This is a genomic window from Anaerovibrio sp., assembly GCF_045637405.1.
In the GTDB taxonomy this organism is placed as follows: Bacteria; Bacillota; Negativicutes; order Selenomonadales; family Selenomonadaceae; genus Anaerovibrio.
In genome coordinates, this window is the sequence record NZ_JAZTZI010000057.1 from 1 (window position 1) to 21,898 (window position 21,898).

At 42.7% G+C, this 21,898-nt stretch carries 19 protein-coding genes; 13 read left to right on the forward strand and 6 right to left on the reverse strand.

The genetic code is table 11. From position 1 onward, the window contains the following. Together ACKI5G_RS04095 and ACKI5G_RS04100 are read right to left on the reverse strand one after the other, a co-directional pair. Positions 1–227: hypothetical protein (locus tag ACKI5G_RS04095; RefSeq protein ID WP_407397903.1), on the reverse strand; the 227-nt coding region annotated here is incomplete at its 3' end. Positions 228–238: 11 nt separating this feature from the next. Continuing rightward, positions 239–964 (reverse strand): FadR/GntR family transcriptional regulator, encoded by a 726-nt coding sequence (locus ACKI5G_RS04100; protein WP_407397905.1) that lies wholly within the window; start codon positions 962–964, stop codon positions 239–241. A 384-nt stretch (positions 965–1,348) separates the two neighbouring features. Between ACKI5G_RS04100 and ACKI5G_RS04105 the strand changes: the two genes are divergently transcribed. From ACKI5G_RS04105 to ACKI5G_RS04115, 3 genes are all read left to right on the forward strand, one after another. Continuing rightward, on the forward strand, positions 1,349–3,133 hold the full coding sequence (locus ACKI5G_RS04105; RefSeq protein WP_407397907.1) for a methyl-accepting chemotaxis protein: 1,785 nt from the start codon (positions 1,349–1,351) through the stop codon (positions 3,131–3,133). Between the two features lie 141 nt (positions 3,134–3,274). Next, complete coding sequence (locus ACKI5G_RS04110) at positions 3,275–3,664, forward strand: methylglyoxal synthase (protein ID WP_407397909.1); 390 nt, start codon at positions 3,275–3,277, stop codon at positions 3,662–3,664. A gap of 216 nt (positions 3,665–3,880) precedes the next feature. Beyond that, positions 3,881–5,365, forward strand: a complete 1,485-nt coding sequence (locus tag ACKI5G_RS04115; protein WP_407397911.1) for a class I adenylate-forming enzyme family protein — start codon at positions 3,881–3,883, stop codon at positions 5,363–5,365. A 265-nt stretch (positions 5,366–5,630) separates the two neighbouring features. Here the strand turns inward: ACKI5G_RS04115 and ACKI5G_RS04120 are convergent, their stop codons facing one another. Continuing rightward, positions 5,631–6,047 (reverse strand): RrF2 family transcriptional regulator, encoded by a 417-nt coding sequence (locus ACKI5G_RS04120; protein ID WP_407397913.1) that lies wholly within the window; start codon positions 6,045–6,047, stop codon positions 5,631–5,633. 407 nt (positions 6,048–6,454) lie between these two features. Here ACKI5G_RS04120 and ACKI5G_RS04125 point away from each other — a divergent pair, with 407 nt between their 5' ends. The 5 genes from ACKI5G_RS04125 (at position 6,455) to ACKI5G_RS04145 (ending at position 11,526) form a co-directional block, all read left to right on the forward strand. Then, positions 6,455–7,735, forward strand: a complete 1,281-nt coding sequence (locus ACKI5G_RS04125; protein WP_407397915.1) for an O-acetylhomoserine aminocarboxypropyltransferase/cysteine synthase family protein — start codon at positions 6,455–6,457, stop codon at positions 7,733–7,735. Between the two features lie 212 nt (positions 7,736–7,947). Next, a complete protein-coding gene (locus ACKI5G_RS04130; protein WP_407397917.1) occupies positions 7,948–8,370 on the forward strand; it encodes a PaaI family thioesterase in 423 nt (140 codons plus the stop codon). Positions 8,371–8,574: 204 nt separating this feature from the next. After that, complete coding sequence (locus ACKI5G_RS04135; RefSeq protein ID WP_407397919.1) at positions 8,575–9,849, forward strand: ATP-binding protein; 1,275 nt, start codon at positions 8,575–8,577, stop codon at positions 9,847–9,849. Positions 9,850–10,018: 169 nt separating this feature from the next. Continuing rightward, positions 10,019–10,873 (forward strand): FKBP-type peptidyl-prolyl cis-trans isomerase, encoded by an 855-nt coding sequence (locus tag ACKI5G_RS04140; RefSeq protein ID WP_407397921.1) that lies wholly within the window; start codon positions 10,019–10,021, stop codon positions 10,871–10,873. A gap of 281 nt (positions 10,874–11,154) precedes the next feature. Then, positions 11,155–11,526, forward strand: a complete 372-nt coding sequence (locus ACKI5G_RS04145) for a hypothetical protein (RefSeq protein WP_407397923.1) — start codon at positions 11,155–11,157, stop codon at positions 11,524–11,526. A 121-nt stretch (positions 11,527–11,647) separates the two neighbouring features. Here ACKI5G_RS04145 and ACKI5G_RS04150 read toward each other — a convergent pair whose 3' ends face one another. Next, positions 11,648–12,559 carry an ORF6N domain-containing protein gene (locus ACKI5G_RS04150; protein ID WP_407397925.1) on the reverse strand — a complete coding sequence of 304 codons (912 nt, stop codon included), beginning with the start codon at positions 12,557–12,559 and terminating at the stop codon, positions 11,648–11,650. A 193-nt stretch (positions 12,560–12,752) separates the two neighbouring features. Further along, complete coding sequence (locus ACKI5G_RS04155; protein ID WP_407397927.1) at positions 12,753–14,573, reverse strand: DUF262 domain-containing protein; 1,821 nt, start codon at positions 14,571–14,573, stop codon at positions 12,753–12,755. 591 nt (positions 14,574–15,164) lie between these two features. Between ACKI5G_RS04155 and ACKI5G_RS04160 the strand changes: the two genes are divergently transcribed. Then, on the forward strand, positions 15,165–15,329 hold the full coding sequence (locus ACKI5G_RS04160; protein ID WP_407397929.1) for a hypothetical protein: 165 nt from the start codon (positions 15,165–15,167) through the stop codon (positions 15,327–15,329). A 246-nt stretch (positions 15,330–15,575) separates the two neighbouring features. Here the strand turns inward: ACKI5G_RS04160 and ACKI5G_RS04165 are convergent, their stop codons facing one another. Continuing rightward, positions 15,576–16,709, reverse strand: coding sequence for an acyltransferase family protein (locus ACKI5G_RS04165; protein ID WP_407397931.1), 1,134 nt, complete (start codon positions 16,707–16,709; stop codon positions 15,576–15,578). Between the two features lie 173 nt (positions 16,710–16,882). Here ACKI5G_RS04165 and ACKI5G_RS04170 point away from each other — a divergent pair, with 173 nt between their 5' ends. The 4 genes from ACKI5G_RS04170 to ACKI5G_RS04185 all read left to right on the forward strand — a co-directional run bounded on the left by ACKI5G_RS04170 (position 16,883) and on the right by ACKI5G_RS04185 (position 21,888). Beyond that, on the forward strand, positions 16,883–17,083 hold the full coding sequence (locus ACKI5G_RS04170) for a hypothetical protein (protein WP_027396556.1): 201 nt from the start codon (positions 16,883–16,885) through the stop codon (positions 17,081–17,083). A 145-nt stretch (positions 17,084–17,228) separates the two neighbouring features. Beyond that, positions 17,229–19,211, forward strand: coding sequence for an alkyl/aryl-sulfatase (locus ACKI5G_RS04175; protein ID WP_407397933.1), 1,983 nt, complete (start codon positions 17,229–17,231; stop codon positions 19,209–19,211). A gap of 161 nt (positions 19,212–19,372) precedes the next feature. Next, on the forward strand, positions 19,373–20,161 hold the full coding sequence (locus ACKI5G_RS04180) for a PleD family two-component system response regulator (RefSeq protein WP_407397935.1): 789 nt from the start codon (positions 19,373–19,375) through the stop codon (positions 20,159–20,161). A gap of 14 nt (positions 20,162–20,175) precedes the next feature. Continuing rightward, positions 20,176–21,888 carry an ATP-binding protein gene (locus ACKI5G_RS04185; protein ID WP_407397937.1) on the forward strand — a complete coding sequence of 571 codons (1,713 nt, stop codon included), beginning with the start codon at positions 20,176–20,178 and terminating at the stop codon, positions 21,886–21,888. Positions 21,889–21,898 lie beyond the last annotated feature (10 nt).

Genomic DNA, 21,898 nt, shown 5'->3' on the forward strand with positions numbered 1-21,898 from the left:
AGAAAACCCTTGTTAGGGGCTTTCATATCTCCATCGTCATAGAAAAGGATAACCTGTTCTTCTAGGGCGGAGAAATTGTTGAATTTTTTTACACCAAAGCTGATACAACTGTCCGTGTGGGGATTTATTCCTGGAAAGTGGAAATTCACCGGCATAAAACCTATGCCGGTGATAATATTTTGTGCAAATATAGCATTGTTAAAATTAAATGGGATTTGAAAAGTCATATAAATTGAGCCTAGCTCTGCTCCTCTGTTTCGTTTTGTGATTCCTCGTGAGCCTTTATCATATATTCACGAATAAGGCTAAGGTGGTTGGTCATGGCATTGTAGGCGTCAAAAATTTTACCTTCCAGAATAGCCTTTAAAATGCGACGATGATAATAGAGGGTATTGGATACACTGAGATTATTAAGAGTCAGTGCAATATTCTTTTCAATGGAAGAAAAGAGAATATAGGTAAGGTTGCCAATAATCCGATTTCCAGTGGATTCAGCAATAAGCTGGTGAAATTTGCCATCCTCGGCCACATAAGATTCACCCTTGCTGATGCGGTCCTCGAGAACTGTCATCATGTCGATAAGAGCCTGCTTTTGCTCCTCGGTAGCATTGACGGCAGCCAGCTGAGCTGCTTTTGGCTCAATCATCAATCGGAGGTCTATCATATCCAGCGCCAGCATCTGATCATCATAGATGAAGGTGAGACCCAGTGGATCATCTGGAATACCTTGCTTTTCGGAAATAAAGGTGCCGGCACCCTGACGGCTTTCCAAAATATTGCGGGCAATCAAAACCTTAAATGCTTCCCGCAAAGTGCCACGGCTCACAGCAAACCTGTCAAGAAATTCTGCTTCGGTGGGAACCTTGTCACCAGGCTTCAGCTGTCTGGAAGTGATATAGTCAATAATCTTGTCCGTTGTGAGTTCGACCAGCGTTTTTCCGCTGTCCTCCTTTATATCATCCATAACACTAATTCTCCTTGCTGTTAAATTTGGTCGTCTGCAAAAATTCGTTAAATTTATAAGACCATTATATAAAATTTGATACAATAAATCTACACAATTTTGCAAATATTATCGTCAATTTGCTGATTTTATAGGCTAATACAAAGTATCTGTTTCTGATGGATTATTTGACTAATAGAAAAAATTGTGATAATTTGTCAAACAACGGACAGGATATGATATTATTGGGTAATTAATTTTAATTATGAGAAAAGTGTGAATTTATAAACGGAAAAGAAGGATTTTCACGTGCAATGTAGAAATCATAAGTCATTATATTATGAGCGTAATTATTATGTGGCGTAGGATGAGTATTCCTATGGAAAAGCAAGAGGGGGAAGTCTTATGAGGTTTTCACTAAAAAACAAGGTGATTTTTGTAGTAGTGGCCATATCATTGCTGACTACTTTATGTATTGGCGTTATGATGGTCTACAGTATGGTGGATGAATCCAAGCGACAGGTGGAAAACTATAGGGCTACCTTGACTCAGGATATTGAGAAACAGCTCAAGGATCAGACTGAAAGTGCAGTTTCTGTTATTAATTATGTATATAGTCTTCAGCAGAACGGTACCCTTACTGAAGAGCAGGCCAAAAAGGAGGCTGCTGATCGGGTGAGAGCTATGCGCTATGATAATGGTGCAGGCTACTTCTGGATCGATACCTATGAAGGCGTTAATGTTGTTCTTTTGGGGCGTCCGGCAGAAGGCAAGAGCCGCATAAATTCTGTAGATCCAAATGGTACCCGCTTTATCGAGGAAATGATTAAAAATGGTCGCAAGGAGGGCGGCGGCTTTACTGACCTGATGTTTGCCAAGCCAGGTGAGGACACTCCGCTTCCAAAGCGTAACTATACTGTAGCCTTTGCTCCTTATCAGTGGGTTTTGGGTACTGGTGTATGGATTGATTATATCGATTCCATGGTGGCTCATCAGGAAGAAGAAGCCAATGCTGCATTATGGTCCGGCCTTATTAAGATGGGTGCCTTCGTACTTGTATTGCAGATTTTGTTCATCTTTATAGGTTATGTATTTGCAAATAAGATTACTCAGCCTATCATTAACGTTACTGAGCGGCTGAAGGTTTTTGCGACCGGTGATTTCCGCACTGATAGCAGTGATGATGCGCGATATGATTCCAATGACGAAATCGGCGAAATGCGTCAGGCCATGCGTACTTTGCAGTCTAACATCAGCAATATGATGAAAAAGGTTATGGACACTGCCCAGCAGGTTACTGATTCCGCCGGGCAACTCAATACCAATGCCAGCCAATCCGCAGAGGTCTCCAATTCCGTGGCCAATTCCATGGTAAATGTGGCAGGCAACTGTTCTGAGCAGTTTACTGAAATTGAGACTGCCAACGGCCAGGTGGAGACCTTGGGAAGACATATGATGAACTTTGTAAATACCATTCAGCATTCCAGTGAAGTAGTCAAGGTTACCCAGGACAAGGCTGTAGCTGAGGCGAAGACTGTTGATGGGGCAGTGGAGCAAATGAAGCTGATTCAGACCTCTGTAATGCAGTCTGCAGATGTAATCACGGAATTGGGTGAGGAATCTGATCGTATTGGTAAGATTGTTGATACTATTTCCTCTATTGCTGCTCAGACAAATTTGTTGGCACTTAATGCGGCTATTGAGGCAGCCCGTGCAGGGGAGCATGGCCGTGGCTTTGCCGTTGTTGCTGATGAAGTAAGAAAGCTGGCTGAGCAGTCCAGTGAGTCCGCTGGTGAAATTGCTGGCCTTATTACCTCTATTCAGGATAAGAGTCAGAAGGCTGTTGCTGTAATGCAGGAGGGTGTAAAACGGGTAGAATCTGGGACCAAGGTGGTACAGGATTCTGGTACCAGCTTTAATGATATTGCAGAAATGGTTCGTAAGGTAGTGGAAGAGTCTCAGGAAATGAACAATATCGTTAATGCCCTGAATGAAAATACCAAGACTATTGGCGAAGCTATTCAGACAGTGGCTGTTAAGAGCTCCTCGGTTTCCTCCGAGGCAGAGAGCGTATCTGCTGCCAGTGAGGAGTTGACAGCTACCATGAGCGAGATCGAAAGCTCCAGTGGTGTATTGGCAGAAATGGCCAAGGATATGTTAAAGTCTGTTGAGAATTTCAAGATGAATTAAGTTAAAAAACAGTGTTAAATAGGCTGTAACTGATGTATAATCAAAGGTGGGAATAAGATCTGACTTTTACAGGTTTTTTTCACTCGTTGATGGTATATTTCATCGTGTACGATAATAGGAAAAGAAAAGAGGTCGATTTTAATGCAGACTATTGCGCTGATTGCTCATGATAAGAAGAAGGAAGAAATGCTGGAATTTGTAGAGCAGCATATTGATTTGTTGAAGGGCTGCCACTTGATTGCTACCAATACTACTGGTACCAGAATCAAGGAAAAGTTTGGTATAGAAGTTGAAACCATGATGTCCGGTCCTCTTGGCGGTGATCAGCAGATTGGTGCAAAGGTTGCAACTGGCGAGGTTGATTATGTAATCTTCCTTCGCGATCCACTTACCTCACAGCCTCACGAGCCTGATATTAATGCACTGCTCAGACTTTGTGATGTTCACAATGTACCATTGGCTACCAACAGAACCAGCGGTCATATTATGCTGAAATATGTGGCCATTGAAAATACTGTTGCCAGCGACTGATTGTAGAAAGAAATAACAATGATATACTTAAAAGGCTTTGGCTCTCATTGAGCCAGGCCTTTTTTAAATGCACAAAACAGTTTTATATTATTGGATTTGTGTTATCCTTGTCGAGGCGGTTAGAATGAATTAATTGGCAATATGATGAAATTCTGTTATACTTAATCAGTTAGACAAAAAGAGAGATTAAAGTAGAAGGATGCGTGTAAAAGCTATATGTTAATACATGATTTGGTTTATCGTGGTAAAGACGATGCAATTGCTGTTATTGATAAAGAGCGTACGTTTACATATAAGGATTTGCAGAATTCTGTAAATGAATACCGTAACTACCTTTATAATATAGGTGTTCGCCAGGGAGACCGGGTAGGTATTTTTTCACGGAATAACTCAGATATCCTCCTTGCCTATATGGCTATTGTTTCTTTAGGGGCCTTGGCGGTGCCTATCAACTTCCAGCTCAGCAATCGGGAAATAGCTTATATTGTTAAGGATGCAGGTATTATCCATTTACTTACATATAAGGAGTTGGATATTGCAGAGGCTCTTGATGAACTGCATTTTAAGGAAAATGTGCAGCAGCATGATCTTAGATATTGCTATCAGAATCAGAGCTGTCCGACTGCTCCCAAGCTGCCTGAGGACTTTAAGGATACTGAACCTTGTGTAATTATTTACACCTCCGGTACCACGGGCAATCCAAAGGGGGCGGTCCTTTGCCACAGAAATATTATTGCCAATGATGAGCAGTACCACGAGGTAGCTCATGGTACCAGCGAGTTGGTGGAGCTTTGCGTATTGCCTATGTATCATTGCTTTGGCTGGACCCTGTCTGTTATGTACCCGCTGTATGTGGGCGGCAAAATGGTTATTCTGGATAAGTTTACACCAAAGGAAACCATTGAAACCATTCGTGAATATGGCATTACTGATACCCATGTGGTTCCAAGTATTTGTGCCCTTTTAAATAAGCTGGCCAAGCCTGAGGATATGAAGACCCTGCGTATGGTGGTCAGCGGTGGTACCACATTGCCATTAAAGATCGCCGAGGATTTCAAGAATAATTTTGGCATTACCCTTTGTGAGGGTTATGGCCTTTCTGAAACATCTCCAGTGGTAACCATGAATTCTCCGGCAACAGCCAAGATCGGCTCCATTGGTCCTGTGGTTCAGGGCATTGAATATAAGATAATAAACGGAGAAAAACAGGAGGTAGCCAAGGGTGAAGCCGGGGAGCTGGTGGTCAAGGGCGACAACGTAATGCTGGGCTATTGGAATCTTCCTGAGGCTACTGAGGCTGCCCTGCAGGATGGCTGGTTCCATACCGGTGATGTGGTCCGTGAAGATAAGGAGGGCTTCCTCTATGTAGTGGACCGCATAAAGGATATTATTATTTCCATGGGTGAAAATGTTTACCCTCGTGAGATAGAGGAGCTTGTTTATCATTATCCCGGTATCACTGAATGTGCAGTAGTAGGTGTTCCTGATAAGCTTCGTGGTAATGCGGGGGCTTGCTTCTATGCGGTAGGTGAAGGGGAAAATGTTAATATGAGGGAATTAAAGAAGTACCTCCAGAAAAATCTGGCCCTTTACAAGATTCCTCGTGAGTTCCATGAGGTGGAGGCACTGCCTAGAACTTCCACCGGCAAGATCGCCAAGAACAGGATTATCCCAGAGTACCAGGCTTCAAAGAAAAAGTAATAACGAGGATGTTACTGTTATACGAAGGTCAGAAGCTGGCTGGTTGAACACTTAGGTCCGGAGCGTTAAGAAAATTTTTATTTCTATACCTTAATATTAGTGGAAAAAATCATTTGTTTGAGCGAAGCGAGTTATGATTTTTTTCACTATATGAAAGAAATAAAAAGTTTTAGCACCGGCACCGACGTGAAAACAGCTAGCTTTTGATCTTGTATAAATATAAAAAGCAGAAATCGCTTGATTGCGGTTTCTGCTTTTCTTTTGCTTATGAGTTTTGCTCGTGACCCTTGATAAGGTCAGCAATGGTGATGTTGGTGAAGAAGTCCTTTACCATTTCATCAAAGAGCTTCCACATTGGCAAGGTGAGACATTTCGCTTCCCGTGGGCACTCCTCAGCTCCTTCCTGCAGGCAGGCCACAGAGGTGAGACGGCCTTCGGTGACCTGAAGAATTTCCATTACGTTATATTCTTCGGGCTTGCGCAGAAGGCGATAACCACCACCCTTGCCGCTGGTTCCTTTCACTAGTCCGGCACTGACCAGCATTTTTACCACGCGTTCCATATATTTCTTGGAAATCTCCTGGCGCTGGGCAACATCATCAAGGGTAACCGGTTTGTCATCAGGCTGTTGGGCCATGTCTATCATAAAGCGAACGGCATATCTTCCTTTTGTCGAAATCATAAGATAACCTCCTTTAAACCTATTTTACCCCAAGGTAAATGGAATTATCAAATATTAAAATAAAAAACATATATTTTTTATTTTGCCTATTGACATAGTAGGCATATAGGTTTAATATATAGACATCGAAATTGAGCAAACAAAGTTAAGGATTCAAGAAAGGAGATGAATGCTATGTATGGAGAAAACAACACTTGTAAGACAGCAGCATGGGTTTGTCGAATGTGTAACTCCCGGGCATGTAATTATGGCCAGCTGCATTCGTCTTCTTTAAGTTGCGGCTGATTGTGTTGCCATTTGCCCGGGAGCTTGGATAAAGCCCCGGTTTTTTATTTCTGGCTCAGATTTCGCTTCATTAAATTAAACAAAAATTATTTCAATATTTTATAGCAAAAGGAGAAATTATTATGAGCAACTACAAATTTGAGACACTTCAGCTTCACGTAGGTCAGGAGAACCCAGATCCAGCATCTGATGCAAGAGCAGTGCCAATTTACGCAACTACCTCGTATGTATTCCGCAATTCCCAGCATGCAGCTGACCGCTTTGGTCTTGCAGATGCAGGAAATATATATGGCCGTCTCACCAACTCCACCCAGGGTGTTTTTGAGGAAAGAATAGCTGCATTGGAGGGTGGTGTAGCAGGCTTGGCTCTGGCCTCCGGCGCAGCAGCTATTACTTATACTATTCAGGCACTGGCAAAGGCCGGTGAGCATATTGTGGCCCAGAAGACCATTTATGGCGGGTCTGCCAATCTGTTGGCCCACACTTTGCCACTGTACGGTATTGAGACCACCTTTGTGGATGCTCACAACTTGAAGGAAATTGAAGGGGCTATCCAGGAGAACACCAAGGCTATCTACATTGAAACTTTGGGCAATCCAAACTCCGATATTCCGGATATTGATGCTATTGCCAAGTTGGCTCACAAGCATGGACTGCCTCTGGTAATTGACAACACCTTTGGTACACCATATCTCATCCGCCCTATTGAGCACGGTGCAGATATAGTTGTTCATTCTGCTACTAAGTTTATTGGCGGTCATGGTACTACTCTTGGTGGTGTTATCGTAGACAGCGGTAACTTTGACTGGGCAAAGAGTGGCAAGTATCCTTGGATTTCCGAGGCAAATCCTAGCTATCATGGTGTAAAGTTTACTGAGGCTGCCGGCAAGGCTGCGTTTGCAATTTATATCCGCGCTATTTTGCTTCGTGATCAGGGCGCAACAATTTCTCCTTTTGCAGCATTCTTGCTGTTGCAGGGCACTGAGACTCTGTCCCTCCGCTTGGAGCGTCATGCAGAAAATACCAAGAAGGTTATTGATTACCTCGTAAAGAACCCTAAGGTAACTAAGGTTAATCATCCAAGTCTGCCAGAGCATTCAGACCATGCTCTTTATCAGAAGTATTTCCCTAATGGCGGTGGCTCTATCTTTACATTTGAGATTAAGGGCGGCCAGGAAGAAGCCTTCAAGTTTATCGATAATCTGAAGATTTTCTCCCTTCTTGCCAATGTGGCTGATGTGAAATCACTGGTTATTCACCCAGCTACTACCACCCATTCCCAGCTCACCGATGAGGAACTGGCTGATGTAGGTATCAGCCGCAGCACCATTCGCCTCTCCATTGGTACTGAGCATATTGATGATATCATTGCAGACCTGGAGCAGGCCTTTGCTGCAGTTTAAATCATTATTAATACATCAAGGTTTACCCATCTGTAAATCTCCTTAAAAAAACATAACTCCCCATTCATACACACATCGAAAAACCGTCGGGTTCCATTTGCCCGTCGGTTTTTTCGTTATGCAACTCTCTGAAAAAAGTTGACAAAGTCTTGTATACTCTATAGTTTATAGGAGTGAGATAAAATCGATTTAAAATTTATGGAGGTACTATAATGCCAACAGATGATGAACTTAGAAAGATGGAGGACACAGGAAACTGCTTTGCCTGTGGCCAGAATAACCCTATTGGGCTGAAGCTGGATTTTAAGATTATTTCCAATCAATATATTGCCAAAACCACGGTGAATAAGAATTACCAGAGCTTTGGTGGGGTAGTCCATGGCGGTATTATTTCCACTATGCTGGATGAGGCCATGGGTGGTTATCTTTTTAGGACTGGTGAGCCGGCCTTTACGGGAAAGCTGGAAGTCCGTTATCGCAAGCCTACTCCCGTGGGAATGCCTATCACTATCCGTGGCTGGGTGGAAAACCGCAAGCGCAACGTGGTGGAAATGAAGTCGGAGATTATTCTGGAGGATGGCACTATCAGCGCCGAGGGATATGCAAAAATGGTGGTTGTGAAGACGGTGGAATGAAGGTGAAGAATGTTGAAATAGGAGATTCAAAAAATGGAAATTGCTATAGAAGATATATGGACAGTGCCAACTCGCCATAAAATTTCTTGCCAACTCGCTAAAAAATAATCAGCCAACTCGCCATAAAATAATTGGCCAATTCACCATAAAAATTATTGCCAACTCGCCATAAAATGTATATCATCATAGTAGAGGTGGCAGAATATGGACAATTATAGAGCTCGTGTAGTCGATTTATTGCTTGCAGATAAACTTGAAGCCAAAGGTGCTGTCGTGATAGAGGGGCCTAAATGGTGTGGAAAGACCACAACAGCTACGCAGGTTGCCAAGAGCATATTACGAATGGATGAACCTAATAAAAGAAATACAAATATTCAAATGGCTGATATTGAACCAAGTCAGCTTTTGGGTGGTGATACGCCTCGACTTATTGATGAATGGCAAATTGCTCCAAAGTTATGGGATGCGGTTCGTTATGAAGTAGATATCAGAGGGGAGGAGGGACAATTTATTTTGACAGGCTCCGCTGTGCCGGTAGAATCAGAAGAGATAAAGCATTCTGGAACCGGGAGATTTACTTGGCTGACAATGAGGCCGATGTCTCTTTATGAATCGGGGGAATCCACTGGAACGGTGAGCCTTGAAAAGTTATTTGATTCTCCTAACCATATAGAGGGTATAAATAAATTGGACCTTGAGAAACTTGCCTTTTGTATATGCCGAGGGGGGTGGCCAGCTGCCATTAGAATGAAAGAAAAAGCTGCTCTTTCTCAGGCGTTTGATTATTATGATGCTGTAGTTAAGTCGGATATTAATCGGGCAGATGGCGTTAGTAAAAATTCTGAAAGAGTAAAAAGGTTGATGCGTTCTTTTGCCAGGAATCAAGGGGCGCAACTTGCCTATACTACGATTAAAAATGACATAATTGCTAATGATACAGAAACTGTAAATGAATATACTGTGGCTTCATATATTGACGCATTAAAAAAAATATTCGTAGTGGAGGATATGCCAGCCTGGAATCCTAATTTGCGTTCAAAGGCTGCAATTCGAACATCAGATACAAGATATTATACAGACCCATCTATAGCGGTAGCTGCTTTGGGAATAGGGCCAAAAGATTTGCTTAATGATCTTAATACAATGGGATTGTTGTTTGAAACAATGTGTGTACGGGATTTGCGGGTTTATGCTGAAAGCCTCGGTGGAAGTGTTTACCATTATAGGGATAAAACCGGTTTAGAGTGCGATGCTGTAATACATTTGAGAAATGGCAGCTATGGTTTGGTGGAAATCAAGCTGGGCGGAGATAAGCTTATAGAAGAAGGTGCCAAAAATCTAAAAAAATTGGCAGACAAAATAGATACAACAAAGATGAAGTCTGCCTCATTTTTGGCGATAGTTGTTGGATTGGGAGATTACGCATATCGGCGTAAGGATGGAATATATATTGTTCCAATTGGATGCTTGAAAAATTGAATGATGGCGTTAGAAAATGTTAATTCTTTTCTTAAATTTAAGAGGGGCTGTAGATACAATTATTATCAGAATACTCAGAAATTTGACTTATTGACTTTTTATAGAGGCTATATTATCATAGGAAAAGATGTGATTGATTCAAACTACTATTTTGAGAGAGGTGCAATAGATGAAAATTGCTGTAACATATGATAATGGCAACGTTTTCCAGCATTTTGGCAAAACGGAGAATTTTAAGGTTTTTGAGGTTGAGGATAATAAGGTAGTATCCAGTGAAATTATTGGGTCAAATGGCAGCGGCCATGGTGCTCTGGCTGGCCTTTTGGCAGATAAATCCATTGATGTGCTTATTTGTGGTGGTATTGGTGGCGGTGCCCAGCAGGCATTGGCCAATGCTGGTATTGATCTTTGTGCCGGAGCTTCCGGGGACGTTGATGCAGCTGTGGAGGCATATCTGGCTGGTGAGCTGGTAAACTCCGGGGTTAATTGTAACCATCATCACGGTGGGGACCATGACTGCGGCCATCATGAGGAAGACGGTTGTGGTGCGCATGCGGGTTGCGGTGGCTGTGGTTCCCATACTGTTCCAGGGATTGAGGGCCCAAATGTGGGTAAGAAGGTTCGGGTTCATTACAAGGGTACTCTTAATGATGGTACTCAGTTTGATTCTTCCTATGATCGCGGTGAACCATTGGAATTCGTATGTGGTGCCGGTATGATGATTCGCGGCTTTGATGTGGCCGTGGCTGATATGAAGGTGGGAGAGATAAAGGACGCTCATATGGAGCCCAAGGATGCCTATGGGGAGTTGGACCCTAATGCCATTATGACCGTGGAAATTGACCAGGTTCCGGGGGCTGAGAATTTGGAAAAGGGCCAACGTGTATATCTTACCAACCCAATGGGACAGCCATTCCCGGTAACTGTTACTGAAAAGACAGATAAGGAAATTACCTTTGATGCCAACCACGAATTGGCCGGCAAGGAGCTGAATTTCCAGATAGAATTGGTGGAGATTTTGTAATCTGGTTTATTTTCTAAATCATGGTCATTGGTTTTATTAGTAATTGAAGCCAATACAAGAATGAGACAAAATCATAGCCGAATTGATACAAGCACACAGAGAGCGAAACACCTCGAAACCCTATGTAATAGGGGGCTTCGAGGTGGTTTTGCGTTGTGGGAGTTTGGCTCGAATTCAGGTCATGGCTAGGGATGATGAATTTGACCGCATTTCGCTCCGAGGGGGTTGCAGGGTTGAAAGGACCCGTTTTTGTAGGGTGTGGTTATTAGACAGAGCACCGTTTGCAGGGTGTGCAGGATGGCTACTATAAAGGCATCAAACTATGTGGCAGGGTGAAGGTGGTTGACTCATTCCCAGATGATATCGGTGAGTGGAAGTTCATGAAAAGCGGAGAAGACCTCACCGTCCAGTTTGTAGATAGCTTTCCGGATATCAAAATCAAGTATGTAAATTCGTTTCCACTGGATTATGTAACGATTTCGCTGAAGTTATCGGCAAAGCATAGGGAATATGCTCATGTTATGCAGATAGGTATACAACAGGTAGATATGTTGCGCGAAGCTGTGGTGTGTACTGGCTTCAGTACTGATGAACTAAAAACTACGGATTTTTCTATTGATTCCGAATATGAAATTGTGGACATCGATATCTAAAAGTTCGTAAAGATGGTAATTGGGATTAATAATTAAAACTTTGCATAGTTGAAACGAGACTACTCAGTGGGGGATGCAATTCATGGCGTAAAGATTTCTAGTGTGAATCATTGCATATTGCTCATTGTAGTTTTCCCAGCAACTCTTTCAGTAAACTGTCCTCCTGCAATAGTGTGATGGCAAAGCACTTCTTCCCCGCATCCTTAAGGGAGGCACCGATATGGTAGGCTTCCTTATGGTCAAGGATAAGAAAGCGGTCATGGAAAGCACTGGTGTGTTTGACAGTTAGCATAGGATACTGGCTATTAAACTTGTTTATATCTGTCGCTGTCAATTTGGTGTTGCTGAATGTATGGATTTCTACCGACACATTTTTCTGCTTTTTTGCTAGCAGGTTGAGCGTGCCGATGTCCACATAGCCGTCGATGAGGATGATGTTCTGCGTTGCCTTTTGTATCAGACTGGCCAAAAGGCTGAAAGCATCGTAGATTTGCCCGTCAAAGAATATCTTCTGGTTGGATTCAGCATGGGCGTTGATAAAATCGAAAACCTGCTCTAGTTTCTCATTGGTTTCCTTTTGATAGGTCAGTTGCTTTAGCTCCACACGCTCAATTCGCTCGAAAAGCTGGGCATTGCTGGCGATAAAACGCCTCATCTCCACGAAGGCATCCATAATGCGTATGCTGACTTCTATGGCAACATCACTGCGGAGAACAGCCGATAACATGGCTATGCCCTGCTCGGTAAAGGCGTATGGTGGAACCCGACGCCCACCATGGCCAGAACTTGACATCACAAGTTGTGATGTCAAGTTTTCCGCTTCATCCCTGGTCAGCTGGAAGCAGTATCTTTCAGGAAAGCGTTTTTGATTTCTTTTTACTGCCTGATTGAGTACACGTGTTTCTACCTGGTAGAGTGCAGCAAGATCGCTGGCCAGCATTATCTGTTGGCCTCTTACCGTGTATATAAGCCCACTGATGTTTGGTGTTTCTACCAAGTCAACAGTAGAAATGGGGCTCTGAATATCTTTCATAAAGATGATAGTTCCTTTCTCATGGGGTGATAAATTGGAATCTTATTTTTTCATTGCTGTGCTCATTTTATCAATTATTGTCGGCTGTTTCAACTGGCGAAAGGCCGGGGCAGGTGGGAGAATAGAGCACATAGGGGCTTGTATTGCAGGTAAACTTGACATCACAATGTGTGATGTCAAGTCTGATTTTAACTCACAGTTTTTCGTAATAAGCTCTTATCTTCTTAGCCATCAGCATACGCCGCTCCCTCAAGAAATCGGGATAATCTGTTGCAGTCATTGTAACAATACGGTTAGGAAGGCAATTTTCGCCTAAATTTTGCCAGAAAGAAGTTTCGTCCTTGATTATCCAGCCACTTTGGCCGGTGGAATTGCACGCCGCTAATGCCTGATTGAAATAGTCATTTGGTGCTTTCTTGCCTACGGCAATATTTACTGTGGTGTCCAGATAGGTATAGTTGGCCACTTGATTATACAAGGATTTATCGTCAAAGCCATTCTTTTTCAGATATTCCTTTGGGAAGATATGGTGAACATCTCCAGCAACTGTAATCAAATGCTCTACCTTGGAAGAATTGGATAGCAAAGAGTGGTCACTAAAGAAAATCTGCGCTGCAAGATATGTATTGAAATAGGGGCTGTTGATGGATGAGGTTTCCATGTTTTGCACTAGACGCACACTCCAAAATGTATCGGATAGCAGGGCTGCTTCGTTTTCGAGGAAGAATTCTAAAAAGCCCTTGGTATTGATGCTGCGCAGATCTCTGTCCATCTGCGATTCTGGTGAGGATATATATCGGCCTGTCAGAGTGGACAGGACAAACCATTTCTGTATATATCTCTTGATCTCGGTTTTTGGCACATGGTCTGAGTTTTGCAGAATTAGGAATAGAGTATAAGCAAAATCCATGGTCATCATGGAGTTGATGAGTTTAGTGGAAATGAATCCAGCGGATTGTATGGCCAGCACAAATTGTTTGAAGCTATACTCATTCATGAAATTTAGGATGCCGCTGTTCAGTTTTTTGAAGCTGTCCTCGATAATCTCTTCCTTGTAGGTGCGCTCGATAAAATCTCTGCCGGAGAGTAGGCTTACCAAATCACCTAATTTGTCTCGGCTGAACTGGTGCATGAAGGAAACACGGAGCATATCATTGTACTCCGGGTCATAAATGTCATCATTTATGTCTTTCAGCCATTTCATTTTCGTACCATAGGGAGAGAGCATAAAATCCTTATCCACTAGTTCCAGATGATGATAAAAGGCTGGGTCTACCGCCAGATGGCAGAAATAATCAATGGCCTTACGGAGCAGATTGCCACCATAGCTTTCGTCAGCGGCAATTTTCGACATGGCAAAATCTGCTTCGTTAAGCCGTTTACCCTGAGAATTGATGCGCACGAAAATTTCAGTGACTTCGCTGATGTCAAGCTGTGGTACGAGGGTGATAGCACCTATTTGGCAGTTGGCTATGCCAGATAAATGCGTAATTGCCTGATTTACAATTTTGGCAGAAACTGAAGGATTCTTTTCAACATACTTGTTCACAAATTCAAAGCTGTCAAAGTCAGGCTTAAATACCTCGGAAATATCTGAAATCCACATGGGGCTATTTACATGCGCAGGTGTTTGGACGGCAAAACGCTCATCATCCTTTTCAGCAATGGGATTAAATGCAATCCTGATAATCTTCTCTTCATAGTTTTCAGTGAGGATTTTTTGTCCTACAATAGCGGTCATAAGGGCCGTTACACGTTGCTGGCCGTCAATGAGAATTTTTTTTCCTACGGCACTGGAACCATCTTTTAGCTTTACCGTTTCATTATGCCATATAATAAGATATCCAATAGGATAGCCGTTATAGAGGGAATCGATAAGGTCACGTACTTTTTTTGCTTTCCATACAAAAGGGCGCTGAATGTCTGGGATGGCTATGCTACCTCCCTTGATATATCCCAGTAATGTATCTACAGAGTATTGACTTACATCGTATTTTGCGCTTGTGCTGCTCATTCGTTGTGCCTCCAATGATAAATGATGTATAAGTAATGAGTATTGTACTCTTTATAACAAGTCTTTATTTTCGATATTTAGGTAGAAAGTTCCTGCAAATACCGATGTTTTTGATGTTTCACAATACGAATTGATATGAATTAGCGATAGGTCAACAGGCTCGAAAACGCTTGGTATATGGAGGGGACGATGGCGGCCTATGGTGGTTTTTTGTTTTTCTTGGAAAAATGGGGCGAGGGAGCGGCATTGAGGCATATTCTATTAACGATATATCCCTTTTAAACGATTACTGGGGGCATTAAAGGGGATGTTTTGTTCGGTAATGGTAGAGAAGCCTTCATCAGTGGAGTATGATATTGAAGTGTAATTTTAGGAGCGAACTAAAGGTGCCAAATGTTTACGGTGGTGCTGGTGTTGGCAAGAGTATTGTCGCAACTGACATTTTTTCGTAGCTGAAGCGCAAAGAGAATAAGGCGAAACTTATGAGAGAGTACGCTCAGAGGTTGTGGTATCAAAACACCATGGATATTGTGCGAAGCTATAGTTTGGAGATCTTCGTTATGTGTTGAGAACATCATAACTACTTAAAAAATGAGTGTTGAACGATTAAATAACCTGAGAAATACTGTAGCTCATAATGTAATTATGAATATTACAGAGGCTGAGTTTGAGGATAAAACCGGGTTGGAACCACAAAAGATAGTCGATGTCCTTTTTGACGCATTACGCATAGTATTTGACTATAACGAGCTTTAAGATGTCCCCCACCTCTTTAGGTGGGGGAAAACAAACTACAACAGCTGGTGAGCATATCTCCATGCTCGTTGAAACGCTAATTGGAAGATTTTTCTTCTAAAGAAGAAAAATTTGAATAATGGCGTTATAATGCTAAAACTAAAATTTCTAAAGAGGCCAGAGATAGTTATAATGAACTCAATCAGGCTATCAAGCATTCAATGGAAAATTTCTAGCGGGGATTTTTTCGCCTAATTGACCAATATTTTATATCTTTATAACAATATTCTTCCAATTCATTACCTCTGCCAGTATTACAAAGGTCAGGTCCCATAGCAGTGTATAGGCAAAGGTTGAGGTAAATGGGGAAGCACTGGTGAAGAAATAGGTGTGGTATAGCCAAAGATATAGTGGCTCTCCGTTATGGGGGATAGCAAATAGCAATGCAAGGCCCCACTCTGATAACAGATAGGCGAAAATAGGGTTTCGTCCCAGAGCTGTTAATGGATGGAGGATAAATCGGAAAAAAACACTATGGGACAGCCCTTCCAGTAAGGAGAGCAATATCATACCAAGACCTACCATGGAAAGAACATAAGGGGCAGTCCAAAGGGGTTTGCTGATGATTTCCCACTGGGACCAGCCCCAGGCGGCAAGAAGCAGTACAATGCCCATGGAGAACAGCTTTTTTGTATTATTGTTGGTGGTAAGAGTGAATCCTTGACGGGTTTTAAGCATTACTCCAGCAAAGCAGCCCAGCAGCATGGTGGCGGTGGCATTGATGGTGCCATAAAGCCCATCTGGGTCGTATTGTGCCTGCATATAATTGTGGGAAGCTCCCTGTAGATGCTGGTCAATGTAAAGGCTGATATTATTTACCTCACTAAAAGGTTCCGCCGGGTTATAAAGGTGGTATCCCAGTGAAGAAATACCCATAAGCAGCAAGGAAAGGATAAAAAGAGACCAAGGCCGGGATATACCCTGAAAAATAATTGTTCCCACCAAATATACTAATGCAATGCGCTGTAATACTCCAAAGGGACGGAAGTAAGTTATAAAGTCATTGCCGGCCTGGGCAAAGGTATAATCCGGAGAAAAAAAGGCAGTAAACAGTAATGGCAGATGGTTTACCAGCAGCCCCAATACAAACAAAATAATGGTGCGCTTTATAACTTTTCCTAACCAGTCAGTATATTTTAGAGAATGGGCGAAAAAAGTGGATACACCCATGATAAAGATAAAGCCAGGGAAGGCAAAATCAATGATATTAACCCCAGTCCAGCCACTGTGAAGCAGGGTTGGATAGGTGTACTGGGAATCTGGTGATAAATTTCCCAGAATCATTATAAAAATGGTCAGTCCACGAAAAACATCTATGGAGATAACCCTTTCTTTATTCATAAATAGTGACTCCTTTAATATTAGATAAACTAATATTAACAAGCAGATGCCCTTAGTGCAAGGATTAAAATAACGTGAAATGGTATTAGTTTTTGCATTTTAGGCAGGATTTTTGGTAAAATGGTAGAAAACATAAACAACGAAAGTGAAGCATTTATCTGGAGGTGATGAGGATGCGCATAGAGAAGAGCTTTACCAGCAATCACAGACTTCGTGAATGGCTGGAATCAAAGTCCTGGGAGTTTGGCTCCACAGAAATGTTCTATGTATGGCTGGAGCATTTTTTTGAGGACGGCAACCGCGTGTCCGTGAAGGGAGCAGCCTGTGATTATCATGATTGTATAGATGTTTTTGAAGCAGGAAACGATGAGTAAGTAAAGCTGTCGGCTGAAGGGTCGGCAGTTTTTTGTGTATACTTTTTTGTATGGCAGGAAAAAAAGGCGCATTTGTCGTATATACTCCACATATATGTGGTGATGAATAGGATAATAAATTATTAATGTGAAAGGGAGTGCGTCTATGAAAAAAAGGGCAAAATATGGTCGTGCCTTGGCTTTGGCCGTAGCCTTGGCTGTTTCGGGAACCTTCATGACATCAGTTGTGGGTGAGGCGGCTGAGGGACCAAAGGAAGCATCCAGCTATACGATTCAAGCGAATAATGAGGTTTATAACAAGCTGGATTTTAATGATGAGCAGGAACGGGAATTTGCATCCCGTGGCTTGATTGCTGCCCCTGAAAAGCTGGAAATAAAAAATGCCCAGGGTAAGGTTGTATGGAGCCAAGCAGCCTATGCTTTTCTCGATAAGAAGGCTCCGGATACCGCCAATCCAAGCCTTTGGCGTAATGCCCAGCTGAATCACTATTATGGACTTTTCAAAGTTACTGATGACATTTATCAGGTTCGTGGCTATGATATGTCAAATATTACCTTTGTAAAGGGCAACACCGGATGGATTATCTTCGATCCATTGATGTCAGTGGAATGCAGTAAGGCAGCTAAACAGCTCGTGGATGAGCAGCTGGGAGTATTCCCGGTTAAGGCTATAATTTACAGTCATTCTCATATTGACCATTATGGCGGTGTTCGTGGTATTCTGGACATGGAGAATCCTGAACAGTTTATAAAGGATAATGGCATTTCTGTTATTGCCCCGGAGGGCTTTGAGGAAAATGTAGTTTCAGAAAATGTGTATGCAGGTCCTGCTATGGCCCGTCGTGCGGCTTATCAGTACGGTGTATTGTTGGAGCCAGGAGAGAAGGGACGTCTTTCCATCGGTATTGGTATGGGACAGTCCACAGGCCATACATCTTATATTTCACCAACAGACATTATTACCACCACTGGTGAAAAACGTGTTATTGATGGTGTGACAATGGAATTCCAGATGACGCCTGGCACTGAGGCACCATCGGAGATGAACACATGGTTCCCAGATAAAAAAGCCCTTTGGGTGGCTGAGAACTGCACCGGAACCCTTCATAATCTTTATACCCTGCGCGGAGCACAGGTAAGAGACGGCAACAAATGGGCATATTATATTATGGAGGCCCAGTCCCGTTATGGAAAGGATGCCGAAGTAACCTTCCAGGCCCATAACTGGCCACATTGGGGAAATAAGGTTGTCAAGGAATATATGACTAATACCGCATTGGCATACAAGTATATTAATGACCAGACTTTATTCTATATGAATCAGGGCCTGACTCAGAATGAAATAGCCTACAAAATTAAATTGCCGGATGCTTTGCAAAAGGTATGGTATACCCGTCAGTATTATGGCACCGTGTCACACAATTCCAAGGCTGTATATGAAAAGTTTATGGGCTGGTATGATGCAAATCCTATCAACCTGAACAAATTGCCACCTGAGGATACTGCCAAGAAGACTGTAGAATACATGGGAGGCAGTAAGGCCATTTTAGAAAAGGCAAAGAAGGATTATGAAGCAGGCAAGTACCAGTGGGTAGCCGAGGTTACCAATCAGATTGTCTTTGCTGAGCCTAAGAATCAGGAGGCCCGTAATCTCTGTGCAGATGCCATGGATCAGCTGGCATATCAGGCAGAATCCGGAACCTGGCGTAATGCATATCTTTGCGCTGCCAAGGAGCTGAGAAATGGTTCCGTTCCATTTATTAACAGTGGTGGCGGTGAGGATGTTCGTAAGAAGATGGGCTCTGAGCTTATGCTGGATTATATTGGTATCAGCCTTAACAGCGATGAGGCCCAGGATCTGAATTTCACAGCAAATCTGAATTTGACAGATACCGGTGAAAAGTATCTCCTTACAGTAAAATCCGGTATTCTGGTTTATCAGAAGGGAGTCCAATCCCCTGAGGCTGACGCAACATGGACTATGCCCAAGGAAGGACTGTTTACTATTCTGTCAAAGAACAAGGAAATGCAACAGAAATTCCGCCAAGATGGTAATAAGGAGCTTTTGGGCAAGCTGACAGATAAGGTGGTTATCTTTACACCGTTCTTCCCAATAATTGAGCCATAAAAGAATTGAAGCTGTCCTCTGATTTTATTATCAGGGGGCAGCTTTTAAGTTGGGCATAATTATTCTCTTAAAGCAGGAATGACACAGCAAACGTGGAATATTACCATAAATAGCTGAATAATATGGGGCCTTGGCGCAGTGGTCCCATTGGGAGGTGTAGTATGATGAAAAAAGTACAACCTGCAGTTAAAAAGGAAATAGTATTATTCGATTTTGGTCAAACCATCACTGTGCAGGCCATTATTCAGGGGCTGGAGAATATGGGCTATACTGTAAATTCGGCAGTAGCCGGCTCTTGGAATATGTATCAGTATATAAATGACTCGTCGGTGTTTGTGCTCCATTTGGGTGAGGGAGTGCTGTTCAGCGAACGTAAACAGGAGGAATTGATAAACATCGTTAAAAACCTGCGGGCGAAGCGACGCAAAATTATTGTTGTAGGTGAAATAACCTTTCATCATGACATGGTGGAATTACTGCCTGAGCTGGGCTTCTATCCATGGTTTGATAAGCCGGTTAATATGGATAAATTTGAAAGGGTTGTAGATACCTTTGAAGAACAAAAAAATATTAAGGAAAAAATACTGGTAGTGGATGATGACCCGGCATTTTGCAAGATGATTCGCAGCCATTTGATGGAAATATTCCAGGTGAGTGTAGTGACCTCGGGAAAGCAGGCAATTACTTTTTTGCAACATAATAAAGTGGATCTGGTACTGTTGGATTATAATATGCCGGAGATGCCGGGGCCTGAGGTTTTAAAGGCACTGCGCTCCAATGAGGAAACCAAAAAAATTCCAGTGGCCTTCCTAACCGGAATTGACAACAAGGAATCCATTAGCCAAGTGCTTGCCCTTAAACCTCAGGGATATATTCTGAAGTCGGCCACCAAAGAGGCTTTAATAAGTAAAATTGACGATGTATTAAGGGCGAATCCTTCTCAGGCGTGATATGGGGTGATATTATGCCATATTTGACCATTGCAGTGTATTTGCTGGTTATTGCGGCTATAATTGCCGTATCCTATTTAGCTATAAGGCATAGTAAACGCAAGGATCAGGTTTCAAGACAGCTATATCATCAGCTTAGTGCCACCACCAAGCTGTATGTTTTCGTGCAGGAATTTGATATTATCAACGATACCTACATCGATATTGAAGTGGATGAAGAAAATGCCAGTGACACGAAGGTCACTGAGCATAGTGGGGCCCAGGCAGCCCTGATTTTTCGTATGAAGGAGCATCTGGACCCAACTTGGGAAAATCAGGTAATGGATTTTTTGAATTTTTCCACTCTGGCTGAACGTTTGGGGGATCGCAATGCCATCACCATGGAATTTTTAAATAATGATGGTATCTGGTGCCGCTGCCGATTTATTGTTTCCCAGCGTACTTCATTAGGGAAGGTTTCCCGAGTTTTGTGGCTGGTGGAGGAAATCGACGAGGAAAGAAAAGCTAGAGAAGCACTGCGGGATATTTCCGATAGGGCAATGGCGGCAAGTGAGGCCAAGTCTGCCTTTTTATCAAATATGTCCCATGAGATAAGAACGCCAATAAATGCCATTTTGGGAATGAATGAAATGATTTTGCGGGAATGCGGCAAGGATAGCCCGATTCTTTCCTATGCGGAAAATATTGATGCGGCAGGTCATACCCTTTTGGCTCTGGTAAATGATATTTTGGATTTTTCCAAGATTGAGGCGGGAAAGATGGAAATTATTCCTGCAGAATATGATTTGTCTTCAGTGATAAATGATTTAGTCCACATGATTTCGTATCGTGCTGAAGGCAAGGGGCTGGAGTTTTCATTGGAGGTGGATCCGGAGACACCTAAACGCCTCTGGGGGGATGATATTCGCTTAAAACAGATTATTACCAATTTGCTTACCAATGCGGTGAAATATACCAAAGAGGGTAGTGTGGTATTTAGTATTGAATTTGAAAAAAAGGATGAAAAGCATGTCCTGCTTACTGTAGCTGTCAAGGATACGGGGAGCGGTATAAAGAAGGAGGACATGGACAAGCTCTTTTCCAAGTTTGACAGAATCGGTGAGGAGAAGAATCGTCATATTGAGGGTACGGGCCTTGGCCTTTCTATCACCACCCGCCTGCTGGGTATGATGGGCTCAAAGCTGGAGGTTGGCAGTATTTATGGCGTGGGTTCCCGCTTTTACTTTACCCTGGAGCAGGAAGTCGTGGCCTGGGAGCCGTTGGGGAATATGGATGACGTGCTTGTCGCCAAAACTTCGGCTGTGCACCAGTATCATGAACAGTTTACGGCACCGGAGGCTGAGGTGCTGGTGGTGGATGATACAGCCATGAATTTGGTGGTATTTAAGAATCTGCTAAAAAAAACCAGGGTAATGATTGATACGGCTGAAAGTGGGGATGAAGCTCTTGCTATGACAGATAAGAAAAAGTACGATTTGATTTTTCTTGATCACATGATGCCGAAAAAGGATGGTATTGCAACTCTCCATGAAATGAAAGAACAGGAAAGGGGCATTAACAGGGATACACCGGTTATTTGCTTCACAGCCAATGCAGTATCAGGGGCTTGGGACCTGTATAAAAATGAAGGCTTTGATGACTACCTTACAAAGCCTATAGACTTTGTAAAGCTGGAACAAATGGTGATGAAATACCTCCCGTCTGAAAAAATCCATCGAATAGATTAAGGTCGAAGGG